We start from the raw sequence: 17,522 nt of genomic DNA on the forward strand, positions 1-17,522 counted from the left end.
TTTTTCCCTAGCCCATCCCCGGTGGCTGTCCGATACTGGACAGTCATAAAAACCACGATAAAAACGGGGATACGCATGAAACTGACTTTATTGGCCGCCGCCGCCATGGCGCTGTGCCAGGCGCAGGCCGCAGACCTTGCCGCTGACGCCAGCGCGGCCATCAGCCTGGCTGCCTCGGGCGACTTGCCGACAGTCATCATCACGGGCAGCATGCCGCTGCCCACCGTGGAGCAGCCGCGCGATGCCCTGGCCGCGCCCGTGCAGACGGCCGGCGCGCAGCAGATCGCCGCCAGTGGCGCGCTCGACATTTCCGCCTTCCTGCGCCGCAACCTGGGCAGCGTGGTTGTGAACGAGGTGCAGAACAACCCCTTCCAGCCCGACGTCAGCTACCGCGGCTATACGGCCTCGCCCCTGCTGGGCACGCCGCAAGGCCTGTCCGTGTACTTGGACGGCATGCGCCTGAACCAGCCGTTCGGCGACGTCGTCAGCTGGGACTTGATTCCGCGCATGGCGATTGAATCGCTGACCCTGATGCCTGGCTCCAACCCCCTGTTCGGCCTGAACACCCTGGGCGGCGCGCTGGCCCTGCAGACCAAGGATGGCAAGAGCAGCCCCGGCGCGGCCGTCGAGGCGCGCCTGGGCTCGCACCAGCGGCGTGCTGTCGAATTCGAGCATGGCGGCAGCCATGCCAGCGGCTGGCACTGGTACGTGACGGGCAACCGTTTCAGCGAAGACGGCTGGCGCGACGATTCCCCGTCCGACGTGCGCCAGGTGTTTGGCAAGCTGGGCTGGAGCGATGCGCGCACGGATATCGCCGTCACCGTGGCCCGCGCGGACAATGCGCTGACGGGCAACGGCTTGCAGGAGCAGCGCATGCTGGCGCGCGACTACCGCAGCGTCTACACCAAGCCCGATTTGACGCAGAACAAGTCCACTCTGTTGAATCTGACCGGCAGGCACCAGGCCGGCGCTGGCTTGCTGCTCTCCGGCAATGTGTACTACCGCAAGATCGACACGCACACGTTTAACGGCGACCTGAACGACGAGTCGCTCGACCAGTCCGTCTACCAGCCCGGCGCGGCCGAACGGGCGGCGCTGGCGGCGGCCGGCTACACGGGCTTTCCCGCCAGCGGGGCGAATGCAAGCAATACGCCATTCCCGAAATGGCGCTGCATCGCCAACGTGCTGCTCAACGATGAACCGGCCGAAAAATGCAACGGCATGCTCAACCGCAGCCATACCGAGCAGGAAAACTATGGCTTGTCAGGCCAGCTCACCGTGCTGGCCGACCTGGCCGGCGCGCGCCACAGCATCACGGCCGGCGCCGCCTTCGATGCCAGCCACGCCACGTTCCGCCAGAGCAGCCAGTTCGGCTATCTGAACCCGGACCGCAGCATCACGCCCGTCAACTTCTTCGCCGACGGCACGCAAATCGACGACGACGGCACGCCCGTCGACAAGCGCGTCGACTTGAGCGGGCGCATGCGCACGTGGAGCGTGTATGCGAGCGACAGCATGGCGCTGAATCAAGCGTTGACCCTGACCGTCTCCGGCCGCTACAACCGCAGCACCGTGCGCAACCGCGACGCCATCACGCCGGGCGGCGGCAGCGGCTCGCTCGACGGCGACCACCGTTTCAGCCGCTTCAATCCCGCCATCGGCCTGGCCTATGCGCCGGCGAAGGGCGTGAGCGCCTACCTCGGCTACAACGAAGGCAGCCGCACGCCGACGGCCATCGAACTCGGTTGCGCCGACCCGGAAAACCCCTGCCGCCTGCCCAACGCCATGGCCGGCGACCCGCCCTTGAAACAGGTCGTCACCAAGACGTGGGAAGCGGGCCTGCGCGGACCATGGGGCGACGTGGCGCGCTGGAGCGCGGGCCTGTTCCGCGCGGAAAACCACGACGATATCCTGTTCGTGGCCGACAACCAGGCCGGTTTCGGCTACTTCAAGAATTTCGGCAAGACGCGCCACCAGGGCGTGGAGCTGGCGGCCGACGGCAAGGCCGGCGCGCTGGACTTCGGCGTCAACTACACATGGCTGCAGGCGACGTATCAAAGCCGCGAAACCGTCAACGGCAGCGCCAACAGCAGCAGCGATGCGCCGGCTCCCGGCCTGGAAGGCAATATCGTCATCACGCCCGGCAACAGGATACCGCTGACGCCCAGCCATATCCTGAAAGCGCACATGGACTATCAGGGCGGACGCGACTGGACGGTGGGACTGGCCATGACGGCCGTGTCGAGCGCTTACGCGCGCGGCAATGAAAACAACCGGCACCAGGCGGGCGGCCCGTCTTACCTGGGGTCCGGCAAGAGCGGCGGCTACGCCGTGGTCGAGCTGAACGGCAAATACCAGCTGACGCCGCGCCTGAGCGTGTTCGCCCAGGTGAATAATCTGTTCGACCGCAAGTATGCGACGGCGGCCCAGCTGGGCGCCACGGGCTTCGACGCCAGCGGCAATTTCGCCGCCCGCCCGCTGCCCGCCGTGAACGGCGACTATCCGATGGTCAACGCGACGTTTTACGCGGCCGGCGCGCCGCGCAGCGTGAATGCGGGCCTGCGCTATGCATTTTAAGGGTGGGTATTTTCAATAATGCCATTGCGCAGCGCCAGGTGGACGAGGGCGGCGGGGCCGGGCACGTCGAGCTTTTCCTTGATGCAGGTCTGGTGGTTGGCCACCGTCTTGCTGCTCAGGTGCAGCAGGCGGGCGCAGTCGGCGGCGCTGCGGCCGGCGGCCAGCAGGCGGAAGATTTCGAATTCGCGCTGGCTCAGGCTGCTCAACCGGTCCGCTTCCCTGCGGGCCGTGCCCTGCAGCACGGCGGGCGCGCTGTGCGGGTCCAGGTAGCGCCGGCCCGCGTGGGCGGCGCGCACGGCGTCGACCAGGTGTTCCGGGTCGGCCTGCTTGCTGACGAAGCCGCAGGCGCCACCCTCAAACGCGCGCGCGATCAGCTGCGGCGTGTCGTGCATGGTAAATACCAGCACGCGGGCGCTGGCATCGCGCGCGAGCAGCTTGCGCAGCAATTCCAGGCCGCCGATGCCGGGCATGGACAAGTCCGTCACGCAGACGTCGGGCGCCTGTTCCTGGTGCAGCGCATACGCCGTTTCGCCATTGCCCGCCTCGGCCACGACGGCGATGTCGCCGCCTTGCTCCAGCAGGCGCCGGTAACCGGAGCGCACCACCGGGTGGTCGTCCACCAGCATCACGCGGATCGGGGCCAGCGCCGCGTTCATGCCGCGCCAGCCGTCAGGGGCATCGCCACTTCGATGCGCAGGCCCTTGCCCAGCGCGCTGATCCAGCGGATATGGCCGCGCATGCCCGCCACGCGCTCGCGCATGCCCAGCATGCCGAATCCGCTGTATTCGGTGTTGTCCTGGCGCAAACCCCGGCCATTGTCTTCCATGGTCAGGTGCAGGATGCCGTGCGCATCGGCGCGCAATTCCACCGTGGCGCTGTCAGCGCCCGCGTGGCGCGCCACGTTCGTCAAGCCTTCCTGCACCAGGCGGTAGATGGCGGTGGCCGTGCTGTCGTCGAGGCCGGCGGGGATGGCGTGCGACGCGTAGCGGCAGGCGATGCCGTGCTGCTGCGCCCAGCTGTCGCACAGCGCCTGCAGGGCCGCATCGAGTCCCAGGCTGTCGAGCGCGGGCGGGCGCAGCCGGCGCAGCATGGTGCGCACCATCGCATGCAGCGCTTCCGACGAGCGGGCGATGCTGGCCGCGCAGGCCTGCACATTTGCCTGGTCGCCGTCGCGCGCGCGCAGGATGTAGCTGGCGGCGGCGCGGATGGCCGTGCAATCCTGTCCCACTTCATCGTGCAGCTCGCGCGCCAGCGCGCAGCGCTCGTCTTCCTGCGCGCGCATCAGGCGCTGCGTCAGCGCCCGGTTTTGCGCCAGCAGGACCGCCACCTGGCGCCCCCGCCGCACGGCAAAGCCGGCCAGCGCCAGCGCCAGCAGCAGCAGGCTCAGGGCCAGCTCGTCAAGTTGCCAGTGCTCCTGGCGCCAGAGTGCGCGCGCCAGCCTTTCCGACAGGTCCAGCCTGGCGGCCAGCAGGAAAAACGCCGGCGCCAGCACGCAGGCCAGCAGGACGGCGCGTGCCGGCCTGCCGCGCGTGCTGGCCCGGGCGCTCAATTGATAGTGTTCCATGATGCACGCTCCCCGAGCACGGTCGATGCCGATGTTCTGCAATCTTCATGCCACCGCCGCCGGGCGGGCGTGGGCGCGCCGCATGGGCGGCGGGGCCGGGCGGGGTGTTCCAGGATGGAACAGGTGTACCGCGATGTGACGGTGCGCCGTGACGCTGACGCCAGGCGCGGTTTTCCAGCTTATCCGAAGTTGCCGGCAGATGCAGGCGCGCACGTTTGACGACGCGCTGGCCGTTGTGCGGATGTAACGTTGAGATTCGTCAAATGTTCATAGACGAGACAAAACAAAGTTTCGGGATGTTAGATAAAAAATAAATAAATGATATTAAAAATATGATATTTATTTTATGCAATTTGCTATATTTATTGGCACTTTTGTGAAAAAGCTGCAAGCGGGCGCCAGACCTGCCGACCTCTCTATCCACAACAATCAAGGGACCAGAATGAATCGCTCATCATGTGCAGTGCGGGTATCGCCCGCCACCGTCCATCGCTCCGCTACCCGCGGTCGCACAACCCTGTTATCCGCCCTGGCCACGCTGGCGCTGCTGTCTTCGGCGTCCGCCACGGCCAGCATCCTGACCTTCGACAGCTTGCGTCCCGACGTGTATGCAAGCGGGCAGACGCTCAATACCTCGAGCTACAACCTGCATTTCCTGGCCGACCCGACGACGGCGGCCAGCGGCGGCGTCAGCGGCGTGGGCGCCATCCTCGATGGCCGCGTGGGCTCGTCGTGCGATATCGCCGCCTGCCCGCAGGGCGCCACCGGCAATTACCTGGCCATCCTCAACGATGGCGGCGTGAATTTTTCGCGCGCCGACCACCAGGCGTTCAGCCTGGCCGGTTTCGACTATTCCTTCATCGCCCCCGTCTCCGGCTTGCCCGACATGCAGTGGGGCCAGCTGCAGCTGAGCGGCACCCTCAGCAACGGCCAGGTGATCAGCACCTCGCTGGCGTTTCCCGGCCAGGGCAGCGATGGCAATTACCATTTCCAGAGCGCTTCCCTGCTGAGCGGCTTCGGCAACCATGCGTTTACGGGCCTGACCTTCAGCGCCTGCATTTTCAATGACACTGGCGTATGCAGCAATTCCCTCGATTTCCCCGCCTTTAACCAGGGCCAGTTCGCGCTCGACAACATCAATATCAGCGCCGTGCCGGAACCGTCGACGTATATGCTGCTGCTGGCCGGCCTGGGCGCCATCGGCATGGTTGCGCGCCGCCGCAGCGGCAAGTTCGCCGCGTTCACCGTGCAAGGAGCGTGAGATGAAACTACGTCCCGTTTCCCTCGCCATCCTCCTGCTGGCCGCCAGCCTGGCGCAAACGGCGCAGGCGCAGGAACGCCGCTCCTACATCGTGCAACTGGTCGACAAGCCGGCCGCCACCTACACGGGCCAGGTCGACGGCCTGGCCGCCACCAGGCCGGCCCCGGGCGCGCGCATCAACGTGGGCGCCGCCGACGTGCAGGCCTACCTGAGCTATCTCGACAGCAAACAGGCCGCCGTGGCCGAAACCGTCGGCGCGGCGCAGATCACGCACCAGTACAGCGTCGTCTTCAACGGCTTTTCCGCCCTGCTGACGGACGATGAAGTGCGGGCCCTGAAGAAGAACAGCGGCGTGGCCAGCATCAGCGCCGACTCCATCCTGCAGCTCGACACCAGCTACACGCCCACTTTCCTGGGCCTGGACAAGCCGGGCGGCATCTGGGAGCAGCTGGGCGGCAAGACGCACGCGGGCGAAGACATCATCATCGGCATCGTCGACAGCGGCATCTGGCCCGAGAACACGGCCTTTGCCGACCGTCTCGACGAGAACGGCGTGCCCAGCCACAGCGGCAGCAATGTCGTGTACGGCGCGCCGCCGGCCAGCTGGCAGGGCAGTTGCCAGACGGGCGAAGGCTTTGGCGCCGAGAATTGCAACAACAAGCTGATCGGCGCGCGCTACTACCGCGCCGCCACGTCGGCCCTGCACTGGACGGAATTTTTGTCGCCGCGCGATTCCGTTGCCGGCCTGACGGGCCACGGCGGCCACGGCACGCACACGGCCTCCACGGCCGGCGGCAACAATGGCGCCATCGCCACCTCGAACGGCGTGTCGCTGGGCAAGGCTTCCGGCATGGCGCCGCGCGCCCGCATCGCCGCCTATAAAGTCTGCTGGACGGCCGCCTCGACGGGCCGCAACGGCTGCGCCACGGCCGACAGCGTGGCCGCCATCGACCAGGCGGTCAAGGATGGCGTCAACGTCATCAACTTTTCCATCGGCCCGAACGCGGGCGGCGGCGCCTTCGACGAGCCGACGGAAGTCGCCTTCCTCGGCGCGGCGGCGGCCGGCGTGTTCGTCGCCACCTCCGGCGGCAATTCCGGCCCGGCCACGCCGGCGCCCGACGTGCCGGCGCCCGTCTCGCACATCAGCCCCTGGCTGGCAACGGTGGCCAATTCCACCCACAACCGCCTGTATGCGGGCAATGTCATCCTCAGCAACGGCAGCAAGCTGGAAGGCGCATCGAGCAACGCGAATACGCCGGCGCTGCCGCTGATCCGCTCGCGCGACGCGGGCCTGGCCGGCGTGCCGCCGACGGACGTCAACCTGCTGCGCTGCTTCGGCGCGGCCGATGCCGCCCCGGCGTATCTGGACCCGGCGAAAGTGGCGGGCAAGGTGCTCGTGTGCGACCGTGGCGGCAACGTGCTGGTCAACAAGAGCGCGAACGCCAGGACGGCGGGCGCGGCGGGCGTGGTCATCGCCAACGTGGCCGGCGGCGCCAACACCGTCATCAACCAGGCGCACGTGCTGTCGACCGTGCACCTGGCGCAGGCGCAGGGCGACGCGCTGAAGGCCTTCATGGCGGCGACGCCCGATGGCGCGGCGGCATTGGGCGAAATCCATACGATTGCCGACACGACGGTGCAGGCGCCCATCGTCAGCGACCGCTCCTCGCGCGGGCCGAACGTGGCCAACGCAAACATTCTGAAACCGGACCTGTCCGCGCCCGGCACCAACGTGCTGGCCGGCGTGACGGCCGACCTGACGCCGGCGCAGCGCGACGCCGTGGCGGCCGGCGGCGCGGCGCCGGCGGCGGAGTGGGATTTCTATTCCGGCACCTCGATGGCCAGCCCGCACGTGGCCGGCGTGGCGGCGCTGCTCAAGCAGCAGCACCCGAGCTGGTCGCCCGCGGCCATCAAGTCGGCGCTGATGACGACGGCCTTCAGCACGTATTCCGATGGCTTGAACGGTTCCGTGTCGTGGGATGCCACGGCGAAGACGTCGGGCCAGCTGCCATGGGGCCAGGGCGCCGGCCATATCGCGCCCAACAGCGCGGCCGATCCCGGCCTCGTGTACGACATGTCGGAAATCGACTATGCGCGCTTCCTGTGCGGCCTGAACCTGAAGGTCTACACGGCCGCCACCTGCCAGGCCGTCGGCACCATTCCCGCCTACAACCTGAACCTGGCGTCGCTGACGGCGGCCAACGTGCTGGGCACGCAGGTGCTGACGCGCACGGTGACGAACGTGGGCGCCAGCAGCGCCGTCTACAACGTCTCGGCCAGCCTGCCCGGCTACACGGTGGCGGTGACGCCCGCGAGCCTGAGCCTGGCGCCCGGCGCCAAGGGCCAGTACCAGGTCAAGCTGACGCGCACCACGGCGCCGGCCAATACCTGGACCTACGGCGCCCTGAGCTGGACGGATGGCACGCACACGGTGCGCAGCCCGCTGACGGCGCGCGGCACCTCGCTGGCCGCCATTCCTTTGGTCAGCAGCGAAGCGGCCTCGGGCAGCAAGGTGCTGACCCTGGGCACGGGCTTCACGGGCGCGCTGGTCGGCGTCAAGTCGGGTCTCGTCGAAGCCGTGCGCGAGTCGCGCACGATCGGCCAGGCGGCGACGGGCGCCGCCGCTTCGGCCGCCTGCAAGGCCGGCGGCGCCACGGGCGTGAACGTGCACAACGTGGTGGTCCCGGCCGGCACCCTGGCGGCGCGCTTTGCCACCTACGACGCGGAAACGACGGGCGGCGCGAATACCGACATGGACATGGAGGTCTACAACGCCGCCAATGTGCTGGTCGGCAGCAGCGGCAATGAAAGTTCCAATGAGCAAGTGGAACTGCGCCTGCCCGCCGCCGGCACCTACAAGGTGTGCGTGATCGGTTTCGCGCCGCAAAACGGCCAGGCCGACTACACCCTGTCGTCGTGGGTGCTGGCGCCGGGCTTGAACAACGGCAACTTCAAGGCGCTGATGCCGGGGACGGCCTACGTGGGCGGCACGGCGTCTGTCTCGCTGAGCTGGTCCAACCTGGCCGAAGGCAAGCGCCACCTGGGCGCCGTCGGCTACCAGGTGGGCGGCGTGGTGCAGGGCGTCACGGTGGTCGAGGTCAATACCAATGATCCCGTGCCGCTGTTCCAGAACGCGCGTAGCGCCAGGCCGGTACTGGCCGAGTAAGTCGTTCATGGTACGAACAAAGGCGTGCCTCCGGGCGCGCCTTTTTTATGCACGCACCCCGTCCGGGAGGAATAGCACTTGCATGGAGGCAACGCCCCCGGTATCTTGTCGAACAGCCATGGCTTTGTGCCCTGGCATTCTTGGGGAGTCGCGCGTGACCAGTTTCCGCACCAATACCGACCGCCTGCTGGAAGTGCGCCTGCAGGATGAAAAAGTGCTGGCGATTGCCGGCGCCATGGTCGCCTACACGGGCAGCATCAAATTTGAGAAATCCCTGCTGGGCGGCGAAGGCATCTTCGGCGCGCTCAAGCGCAAGGTGACGAACGAAGGCATGCAGCTGATGCAGGCTTCAGGCAGCGGCACGGTGTTTTTCGCGCAGAATGCGGCCGAGATCACCGTCATGGCGCTGGCCGGCGAAAAGCTGACCATCGAAAGCAGCAGCCTGCTGGCCTACGACACGGGCCTGAAGACGGGCACCAGCTTTGCGGGCCTGCGCGGCGCCAGTTCCGGCCAGGGCCTGTTTTCCACCACCGTCGAAGGCCACGGCAACCTGGCCGTCATTTCGCGCGGCAACCTGATCATGCTGGAAGTGACGCCTTCTCACCCGCTGCGCGTGGACCCGGATGCCTTCGTCGGCTTCAAGGGCGATATCCGCCAGGAATTCGTTTTTGATGTCAACTGGCGCACCATGATCGGCCAGAGCTCGGGCGAATCGTACCAGCATAAATTCACAGGCCAGGGCGTGGTGTTCATCCAGCCCGCCGAACGTTAAGTCAGCGAGGACCCGCCATGCCTGTCTATCAGCAGATCAATGAAAAGATGCTTGAGGTCAAACTCGGCAATGAAGAAGTGTACGCGCGCAAGGGCGCCATGGTGTCCTACCAGGGCGACGTGGCGTTCAGCCGCTCCTTCCTGGCCGGCCAGGGCGTGCAAAGCCTGGCCATGCGCGCCGTCACGAACGAGGGTTACGCCCTGATGTCGGCGCGCGGCACGGGCAGCGTGTTTTATGCGCAGGGCGGCCTGTTCGTCACCATCGTCCCCGTGCGCGGCGAAACTTTCTATGTGGAAAGCGACTCCCTGCTGGCCTTCGATGCGCGCCTGACGGCCGGCACCATGTTCCTGGGCAACCAGGGCGGCGTGCAGGGCGTGGTGCGCGGCATGGCCACGGGCCAGGGCTTGTTTACCACCACCCTGCAAGGCACGGGCGAAGTGGCGATTTTGTCCGACGGCAATGCCATCGGCTTGCCCGTCACGCCGGATGTGCCCGTCTTTGTCGATCCGCAAGCGTATATCGGCCACACGGGGCAGCTGGGCTCGACCATCGTCACGGACCTGAACTGGAAAACCTTCGTCGGCCAGGCGTCCGGCGAATCCTACCAGGTGAAGTTCACGGGCCAGGGCACGGTCTACATCCAAGCGAGCGAAAGGTAAGCCATGACGATTTACACCCCCGATACCTTGCCGAAGAACGATAAGCTGAACCGTTTTTCGTATGTCATCGACGTCAAGGAACAGATCTTCATTCGCAAGGGCAAGATGATCGCCTTCTATGGCGAGCTGCGCTTCGAAGCCATGGGCAGCAGCGTGCTCGACTTGATCGTGCGCAATGCCTTCAATGCGCCGAAATACGTGCATCACTTTGTCGTGGCGCAAGGCCAGGGCCAATTAATTTTGGGCGACAACGGCAACGACCTGGCCTGCTACGACCTGGACGACGCCAACATGACCATCCGCGCGAAAAACCTGCTGGGTTTTACCAAGGACGTGATCTGCCAGGAATCGACCTTGCCCGGTTATCTCACCATGATAGGCACGGGCAAAGTGATTGCCTCGTCGAACGGCCCCGTGCACTTCCTGGAATTGCCGTGCCGCGTGGACGAGCAGGCCGTGCTGGGCTGGGCCGATTGCCCCAGCCCGTCGTATCACTACGACTACGCCCACGTGCAGGGCTGGGCCTCGGCCGCCGGCGCACTCACGGGTTTTACCTTGTCGGGCGAGGAAAAGCAGATCGACTTCACGGGCGCCGGCACGGTGCTGGTGCAGTCGTCCGAACTGGACGTGACGGGCAGTTCCACCCTGATGCAGCTGCTGGCGCAATTGCCGCTGCTGGGCAAGGAAGACCTGGGCAAGCTGAGTCTTTCCGTGCAGCAGCAGATGAAGGACAGTCGTTAAGACCAGGAAGTCCAAGAGTACCTGACAGAACCGTAGCGAGCGGAAGGGAGAGGTAGCCGAGAAGCGCAACCGTACTGAAGTACGGTGAGCATCGCAGGCTGCCTATACCGACGCGCAGTAGGTTCGGTCAGGTACTCAAGGCCGCGCCCAGCCGGGCGGCCGTTTCTCCAAAAACGCGGCAACGCCTTCCTCCGCATCCTCTTCCATCATATTGCGCGCCATCACGTCGCCCGCATACGCATACGCCTCGTCCAGCGGCAGCTGGCGCTGCCGGTAGAACATGGCCTTGCCGTAGCGGATGGCCGTCGGGCTTTTCGCCATGATCTGCTGCGCCAGGCGCGCCACGGCCTCGTCGAGCGCCGCGTCGGCCACGGTTTCGTTGATCAGGCCCCAGTCGGCGGCCGTGTCGGCGTCGATGAAGCGGCCCGTCACCAGCATGTCGAAGGCCCGCTTGGGCGAGACATTGCGCGACAGGGCGACGGACGGCGTGGCGCAGAACAGGCCCACGTTGATGCCGGACACGGCAAAGCGGGCGGACGCGCCCGCCACGGCCAGGTCGCAGCTGGCGACCAGCTGGCAGCCGGCCGCCGTGGCGATGCCGTGCACGCGGGCAATCACGGGCACGGGCAAGGTTTGAATGGCTTGCATCACGCGCGAGCATTGCGCGAACAGGGTTTGATAATACGCAAGCTGGCGCGTGGCCTGCATCTGGCGCAAATCGTGGCCCGCGCAAAACGCCTTGCCTTCTGCGGCCAGCACCACGCAGCGCACGTCGGGCTGCTGCGCGATGAGGTCGAGTTCGGCCTGCAGCGCCGCCAGCATGGCTTCGGACAGGGCATTGAATTGCAGGGGGCGGTTCAAACGCAGGGTGACGAGGCCATCGTGCTCGTCGCGCAGCACCAGCGGCGCATCGGTATCTTGCAAAGCGGTCATGCGGTCTCCAGCGGCCTGATGGCCTTGTTATTTTCAGGAAAACTTACTTGGCGGCATTCACGCTGCCGATGCCGGCGATCGACTTGTGCACGATCTTCGGCTTGCCGTAATAAATCAGTTCGCCCATGCCGCGCACGACGGCGTTCAGTTCGCCCGAGGAATACACCTTGACGGAGCCGATGCCGTCGAAATTGACGTCGACATTCTTTGCCAGCAAGGCTTTCGTGTCGACTTCGCCCACGCCTTGCGCCTTCAGGCGCAGCCAGTCGACCTGGCCATCGGCGGCCAGGCGGCCCGCGCCCTTGTAGCTGATGTCGACTCTTGGGCCATTGAGCTTGGTCAAGATCTTCTCGCCCGCGCCTTCCGCGATCAGCTTGCGCAAGGTGGGCATGGTGATGATGATGCGCGGGTCGCCCTCGGTCTTCTTGATGTCCTTGTCCTTCATGGAAATTTTCAGCTCGCCGTCGACCACCTCCGTGATCACGCCGCTGAGGAATTTCTGGTCGCCGCGCAGCAGCAGGGTCTGCTCCTTGCCCGATTCCACTTCGATGCTGATAGGGCCGCGGATATCGATGGCGTTGAAGGCGCCGACCGTGCGCGCCTGCTCGTCGGCATGCGCGAGGGGCGCGGCGAAAGCAAGGGACAGGACGGACAACTGGAACAGATGGCGCATGGCGGTTTCCTCGAGTAGTTGATCAGTGTATTCTATGTTGCAACATCTCCAAGGTGGAGAAATTTGCGACGAACGGCACAAATCGCGGCATGGATGAGACAGCTCCGCCGCCGGCCAGCCGCGCGCCTGGCGCGGCGCCGTTCGGCTATGCTATGGCGTACCGCGTCCTGGAGACTGCATGAAAAATTATCACAAAGAAGATTACCCCGTCGCCGATATCCGGCGCTTCCTTGAGCCGGGGCCGGTGGTGCTCGTCAGTTCCACCTGGAAGGGCGAGAGCGACGTCATGACCATGGCCTGGCACATGCTGATGGAATTGTCACCATCGTTGCTGGGCTGCTTCATTTCCGACGCCAACCACAGCTATGAAATGATCAAGCGCAGCATGGAATGCGTGATCAACCTGCCCACGGCCGACATGGTCGACCAGATGGTCGCCATCGGTAATTGCAGCGGCGAAGATACGGACAAATTCGCCGCCTTCGGCTTGACGGCGCAGCCGGCCGAGCAGGTGGGCGCGCCGCTGATCGCCGAGTGCTACGCCAACTTCGAATGCAAGCTGGCCCAGGTGGCGGGCAACCCGAAGGGCGGCTTCTTCATCTTCGAGTGCGTGAAAGCCCACGTGGCCACTTCGCCCAAGCTGCCCGAAACCCTGCATTACCGGGGCAATGGCGAGTTCATGGTGTCGGGCCGGACCATCAGCCGCAAGAGCCTGATGAAGCCCGAGATGCGTTAACCCCAAACGCAAGGGCCGGGGTCGGACCCTGAGGGTCCGACCCCAGATTTTGTCATTGGGTCAAATGACCCCCTGCGCCAGCATGGCATCGGCGACTTTCACGAAGCCGGCAATATTGGCGCCATCCACATAGCTGACGGTGCCGTCGGCGCGCGTGCCGTACTGCTTGCATGCGGCGTGGATGCCTTGCATGATCTGCAGCAGACGCGCGTCGACTTCCTCGCGCGGCCAGGAAATGCGGGCCGCGTTCTGGCTCATTTCCAGGCCGGACGTGGCCACGCCGCCCGCATTGCTGGCCTTGCCCGGCGCATACAGCACGCCGGCCGCCTCGAACGCTTTCGCCGCCTCGATGGTGGTGGGCATGTTGGCGCCTTCGGCCACGCATTGCACGCCATTGGCGATGAGCAGGCGCGCGTCGTCGATGTTCAGTTCATTTTGCGTGGCGCAGGGCAGGGCGATGTCGACCGGCACATGCCATGGTGCCACGCCCGCTTCGAAGCGCACGCCCGTGCGCGCGGCGTAATCGCTGACCCGGCCATACAGATGGTTCTTGACCTCCATCAGGATGGCCAGCTTTTCCGGCGTAAAACCGGCTTCGTCGATGACGGTGCCGCTGGAATCGGAGACGGTGATGACTTTCGCGCCCATGGCCATGGCTTTTTCCACTGCGTACTGCGCCACGTTGCCCGAGCCGGAGACGGACACGCGCATGCCTTCGAAGGAGCGGCCCCGCGTTTTCAACATTTCTTCGGCGAAATACACGGTGCCGTAGCCCGTCGCTTCCGGACGCATCAGCGAACCGCCGAAGCTGGCGCCCTTGCCCGTAAACACGCAATCGGCGCGGTTGCTGAGCTTTTTCATCATGCCGGCCATATAGCCCACTTCGCGCCCGCCCACGCCGATGTCGCCGGCCGGCACGTCCGTGTCCGAGCCCACGTGGCGGAACAGTTCGCTGACAAACGCCTGGCAGAAGCGCATCACTTCGCCGGGGCTCTTGCCCTTCGGATCGAAATCGGCGCCGCCCTTGCCGCCGCCCATTGGCAACGTGGTCAGGGCATTCTTGAACGTCTGTTCGAAGGCGAGGAATTTCAGCACGGACAGGGTGACGGACGGGTGGAAGCGGATGCCGCCCTTGTACGGCCCGATGGCCATGCTGTGCTGGATGCGGTAGCCGCGGTTCACTTGTACTTGCCCATGGTCATCGACCCACGACACGCGGAACATCACCACGCGCTCCGGCTCGATCAAGCGTTCCAGCAAGCCTTGTTCCGCGTATTTCGGGTGCTGCTCGAGGAACGGCCACAAGCTCTCCATGACTTCGGTGACGGCTTGCAGAAACTCGGGCTGACCTGGATTGCGTGCGGCGACATGCTGGACATACTCGTGGGCAGATGCGTATTTCATCAGAATTCCATGGAGGTAATCGGTTATTTGGGCAACTATCATCGCAGATTTTGCACAAAAATGGTGCGGAAATTTGGTTTTGAGGGGTTTCTGCTACATTGTGGGGAGTTTTCAGGACTCTGCGAAAGCTGCGTGGGGAAACGACAACGCCAGCCCGAAGGCTGGCGTTGCGGTCATGATTGCAGGTTTGGCTGCTCAAGCCGGGATGGGCATCACCCCGCCATGCTGCGCAGGATCAAGCCCGTGATGTAGGCGCCATAGGTGCCCAGCGCGTAGCCGAGCACGGCCAGCAGCACGCCCACGGGCGCCAGGGCCGGGTGGAAGGCGCTGGCGATGACGGGGGCCGAGGCGGCGCCGCCGATGTTCGCTTGCGATCCCACGGCCATGAAGAACAGCGGTGCGCGGATCAGCTTGGCGACGAGCAGCATCAGGCCGCCGTGGACGGCGATCCAGATCATACCCAGCAGGAACAGGAAGGGCTTGTCGAGCAGGGCTTTCAAGTCCATGTGCATGCCGATGGTGGCCACCAGCACGTACAGCATGGCCGAGCCGATGGTCGAGGCGCCCGCGCCTTCCAGGCTGCGCGCCCGGGTAAAGCTCAGCAACAGGCCGAAGGTGGTGGCGAGGACGACGATCCAGAAGAAGTTCGATGTCAGGCTGTAATCCTGCAGGCGCCATGCGGCTGGCAGGGTATTGATCCAGCTGATGATGGGGCCGGCCAGGAAGTGCGACAGGCCCGTCACGCCCAGGCCCACGCCGAGGATGATCATGATGTCGGTCAGATTGGCGACGCGCGCATGCTGGGCACGGTAGCTTTCGATGCTGTCCTTGAGCGCATTGATGGCGGACAAATCGGCACCGGTCCAGCGGTCGAAGGCGCCCGCGCGGCCGGCCAGGAACAGCAGCACGGCCGTCCATACATTGGCCACCAGCACGTCGACGGCGACGAACTGGCCGAACAGCGTGGCGTCCACTTCAAACACTTCCTTCATGGCCGCCTGGTTGGCGCCGCCGCCTATCCACGAGCCGGCGACGGTGGTCATGCCGCGCCAGGTGTCGCCCGCCACCGTTTCCGGGTGGAACAAACGCAGGGCCTCGAAGGAGACGAGGGCGCCCAGCATGACGCCGAGTGTTCCTGTGAGAAACATGATGATGGCCTTGGGGCCGAGGCGGAGGATGCCGCCGAAATCGATGGCCACGCACAGCAGCACCAGCGCGCTGGGCAGCAGGTAGTCGCGCGCCACGGCGTACAGGCCGGAGGCATTGCCGTCGATGATGCCGAAGGTGTTGAGCAGCGCCGGGATCAGATAGCACATCAGCAGCGACGGGATATACGTGTAAAACTTTTTCCAGAAACCGTCGGCGCGGGCGGCGGTCCAGAAGACGCCCCCCAGGGTCATGGCGAGCAGGCCGAGGACGACGGCGTCATTGGTGATGAGGGCAGGTGTGGCAGGTGGCATCGGGGATTCCGGTGAACGTGTCAGGAACGCACGGGATGCCGATCAGGCCCCCGGGCGCAGGGTGGCCGTATCGTATAGCAATGTTGAAGCCTAAACAAATTATTTAGACGGTGGCGGCTGGAATTTTTCTTGTCAAATCAAACACTTGGAAACTGCTCGCCACCGCGCGCGGCAGACTGGCGGTTACAAATAGCGGGCCAGCAAGGCTTTGTTCAGCGCTCCGTCGAGTTCGATGCGCACGAAGTGGCCGCTGCCGGGCGCCACCTGGATTTCGCTGCCGTCATCGGCCAGCATGCGGGCGATGGTGAAGTCGCGGTTGCCGCCCGGGTGCAGGGCTTCGATGCGGTCGCCCACGGCGAAGCGGTTTTTCACTTCCACCCTGGCCCAGCCGTCGGCCACGCTCAGCACGTCGCCCACGTACTGGCTGCGGTCCGCCTCGGACGCGCCGCGCATGTAGTTCTGGTGCGCCTGCGTGTGGTGGCGCTGGTAAAAACCGTCCGTGTAGCCGCGGTTGGCCAGGCCTTGCAGCTGGCCCAGCAGGCTGATATCGAAGGGGCGGCCCGCCACGGCGTCATCGATGGCCTGGCGATAGACCTGCGCCGTGCGCGCCGCGTAGTACAGCGACTTGGTGCGTCCCTCGACCTTCAGCGAATCGACGCCGATCTTGACCAGGCGCTCGATGTGCTCGACGGCGCGCAAATCCTTCGAATTCATGATGTAGGTGCCGTGTTCGTCTTCGAGGATCGGCATCAGCTGGCCCGGGCGCTGGGCTTCTTCTATGAAGTATGGCTGGTCGGCCAGCGGGTGGCGCGGCTGCTGGTGCAGGGCGGAAAACGCATTGTTGTCGGCCTCGGCCAGCGCCTGGTGAAATTCCAGCGGCACCACCTGCATGCCGCCCAGGTCGCCGCTGGCGTCTTCCTCGGCATTCTTGACCTTGTAATCCCAGCGGCAGGAATTCGTGCACGTGCCCTGGTTCGGATCGCGGTGGTTGAAATAGCCGGACAGCAGGCAGCGGCCCGAATAGGCGATGCACAGGGCGCCGTGGACGAACACTTCCAGCTCCATTTCCGGGCAGCGCTGGCGGATTTCCTCGATCTCGTCGAGCGACAGCTCGCGCGACAGGATCACGCGCGTCAGGCCCATGCGGTGCCAGAATTTCACGTCGGCCCAGTTGACGGCGTTCGCCTGCACGGACAGGTGGATGGGAATCTCCGGCCATTTGTCGCGCACCATCATGATCAGGCCCGGATCGGCCATGATCAGGGCGTCCGGGCGCATGGCGATCACCGGTTCCATGTCGCGCAAATACGTTTTCAGCTTGGCGTTGTGGGCGAAGATATTGCTGGCGACAAAGAATTGCTTGCCGCGCGCATGGGCGCCGTCAATTCCCTCCTGCAAGGCTTGCAAGGTCGAAAAATCGTTATTGCGCACGCGCAAGCTGTAGCGCGGCTGGCCCGCGTAGACGGCGTCGGCGCCATAGTCGAAGGCGGCATGCATCTTGGCCAGGGAGCCGGCAGGCAGGAGGAGTTCGGGAGCGTGGCGCATGGAGGAGGGGCAAAGCCGGCGATTGTAAGCG

14 protein-coding genes are annotated in these 17,522 nt (G+C 65.3%); 7 read left to right on the plus strand and 7 right to left on the minus strand.

What is annotated here, in order from left to right:
• The first annotated feature begins 75 nt into the window (after positions 1-75).
• Positions 76-2,577, plus strand: coding sequence for a TonB-dependent receptor (locus tag CBW50_RS10930; RefSeq protein ID WP_086145563.1), 2,502 nt, complete (start codon positions 76-78; stop codon positions 2,575-2,577).
• Here the strand turns inward: CBW50_RS10930 and CBW50_RS10935 are convergent.
• Together CBW50_RS10935 and CBW50_RS10940 are read right to left on the minus strand one after the other, a co-directional pair.
• Entirely contained in the window at positions 2,574-3,233 is a 660-nt protein-coding gene (locus tag CBW50_RS10935) for a response regulator transcription factor (protein ID WP_086145564.1), read from the minus strand. The two genes, CBW50_RS10930 and CBW50_RS10935, sit on opposite strands and share 4 nt — an antisense overlap.
• Positions 3,230-4,141: a histidine kinase gene (locus tag CBW50_RS10940; protein ID WP_086145565.1), complete on the minus strand. Its 912-nt coding sequence runs from the start codon at positions 4,139-4,141 to the stop codon at positions 3,230-3,232. The genes CBW50_RS10935 and CBW50_RS10940 overlap by 4 nt, the downstream gene beginning before the upstream one ends.
• A gap of 442 nt (positions 4,142-4,583) precedes the next feature.
• Between CBW50_RS10940 and CBW50_RS29745 the strand changes: the two genes are divergently transcribed.
• The 5 genes from CBW50_RS29745 to CBW50_RS10965 all read left to right on the plus strand — a co-directional run bounded on the left by CBW50_RS29745 (position 4,584) and on the right by CBW50_RS10965 (position 10,740).
• On the plus strand, positions 4,584-5,402 hold the full coding sequence (locus tag CBW50_RS29745) for an NF038120 family PEP-CTERM protein (RefSeq protein WP_193068926.1): 819 nt from the start codon (positions 4,584-4,586) through the stop codon (positions 5,400-5,402).
• A 1-nt stretch (position 5,403) separates the two neighbouring features.
• Complete coding sequence (locus CBW50_RS30185; RefSeq protein ID WP_086145566.1) at positions 5,404-8,568, plus strand: S8 family serine peptidase; 3,165 nt, start codon at positions 5,404-5,406, stop codon at positions 8,566-8,568.
• 154 nt (positions 8,569-8,722) lie between these two features.
• A complete protein-coding gene (locus CBW50_RS10955; RefSeq protein WP_212592260.1) occupies positions 8,723-9,340 on the plus strand; it encodes an AIM24 family protein in 618 nt (205 codons plus the stop codon).
• 17 nt (positions 9,341-9,357) lie between these two features.
• Entirely contained in the window at positions 9,358-9,999 is a 642-nt protein-coding gene (locus CBW50_RS10960; protein WP_086145567.1) for an AIM24 family protein, read from the plus strand.
• A gap of 3 nt (positions 10,000-10,002) precedes the next feature.
• Positions 10,003-10,740, plus strand: a complete 738-nt coding sequence (locus tag CBW50_RS10965) for an AIM24 family protein (RefSeq protein WP_086145568.1) — start codon at positions 10,003-10,005, stop codon at positions 10,738-10,740.
• Positions 10,741-10,875: 135 nt separating this feature from the next.
• Here the strand turns inward: CBW50_RS10965 and CBW50_RS10970 are convergent, their stop codons facing one another.
• Positions 10,876-11,673, minus strand: coding sequence for an enoyl-CoA hydratase (locus CBW50_RS10970; RefSeq protein WP_086145569.1), 798 nt, complete (start codon positions 11,671-11,673; stop codon positions 10,876-10,878).
• 43 nt (positions 11,674-11,716) lie between these two features.
• Entirely contained in the window at positions 11,717-12,346 is a 630-nt protein-coding gene (locus tag CBW50_RS10975) for a head GIN domain-containing protein (RefSeq protein WP_086145570.1), read from the minus strand.
• 178 nt (positions 12,347-12,524) lie between these two features.
• Between CBW50_RS10975 and CBW50_RS10980 the strand changes: the two genes are divergently transcribed.
• Entirely contained in the window at positions 12,525-13,082 is a 558-nt protein-coding gene (locus CBW50_RS10980) for a flavin reductase family protein (RefSeq protein ID WP_086145571.1), read from the plus strand.
• A 60-nt stretch (positions 13,083-13,142) separates the two neighbouring features.
• On the opposite strand, the gene gdhA is transcribed toward CBW50_RS10980, so the two are convergent.
• The 3 genes from gdhA to yegQ all read right to left on the minus strand — a co-directional run bounded on the left by gdhA (position 13,143) and on the right by yegQ (position 17,491).
• Complete coding sequence (gene gdhA, locus CBW50_RS10985; protein ID WP_086145572.1) at positions 13,143-14,486, minus strand: NADP-specific glutamate dehydrogenase; 1,344 nt, start codon at positions 14,484-14,486, stop codon at positions 13,143-13,145.
• A 212-nt stretch (positions 14,487-14,698) separates the two neighbouring features.
• Positions 14,699-15,946, minus strand: coding sequence for a DUF819 domain-containing protein (locus CBW50_RS10990; RefSeq protein WP_086145573.1), 1,248 nt, complete (start codon positions 15,944-15,946; stop codon positions 14,699-14,701).
• Between the two features lie 183 nt (positions 15,947-16,129).
• Positions 16,130-17,491, minus strand: coding sequence for a tRNA 5-hydroxyuridine modification protein YegQ (yegQ, locus tag CBW50_RS10995; RefSeq protein ID WP_086145574.1), 1,362 nt, complete (start codon positions 17,489-17,491; stop codon positions 16,130-16,132).
• Positions 17,492-17,522 lie beyond the last annotated feature (31 nt).

Source organism: Janthinobacterium sp. GW458P (assembly GCF_002127585.1).
GTDB lineage: Bacteria > Pseudomonadota > Gammaproteobacteria > Burkholderiales > Burkholderiaceae_D > Janthinobacterium.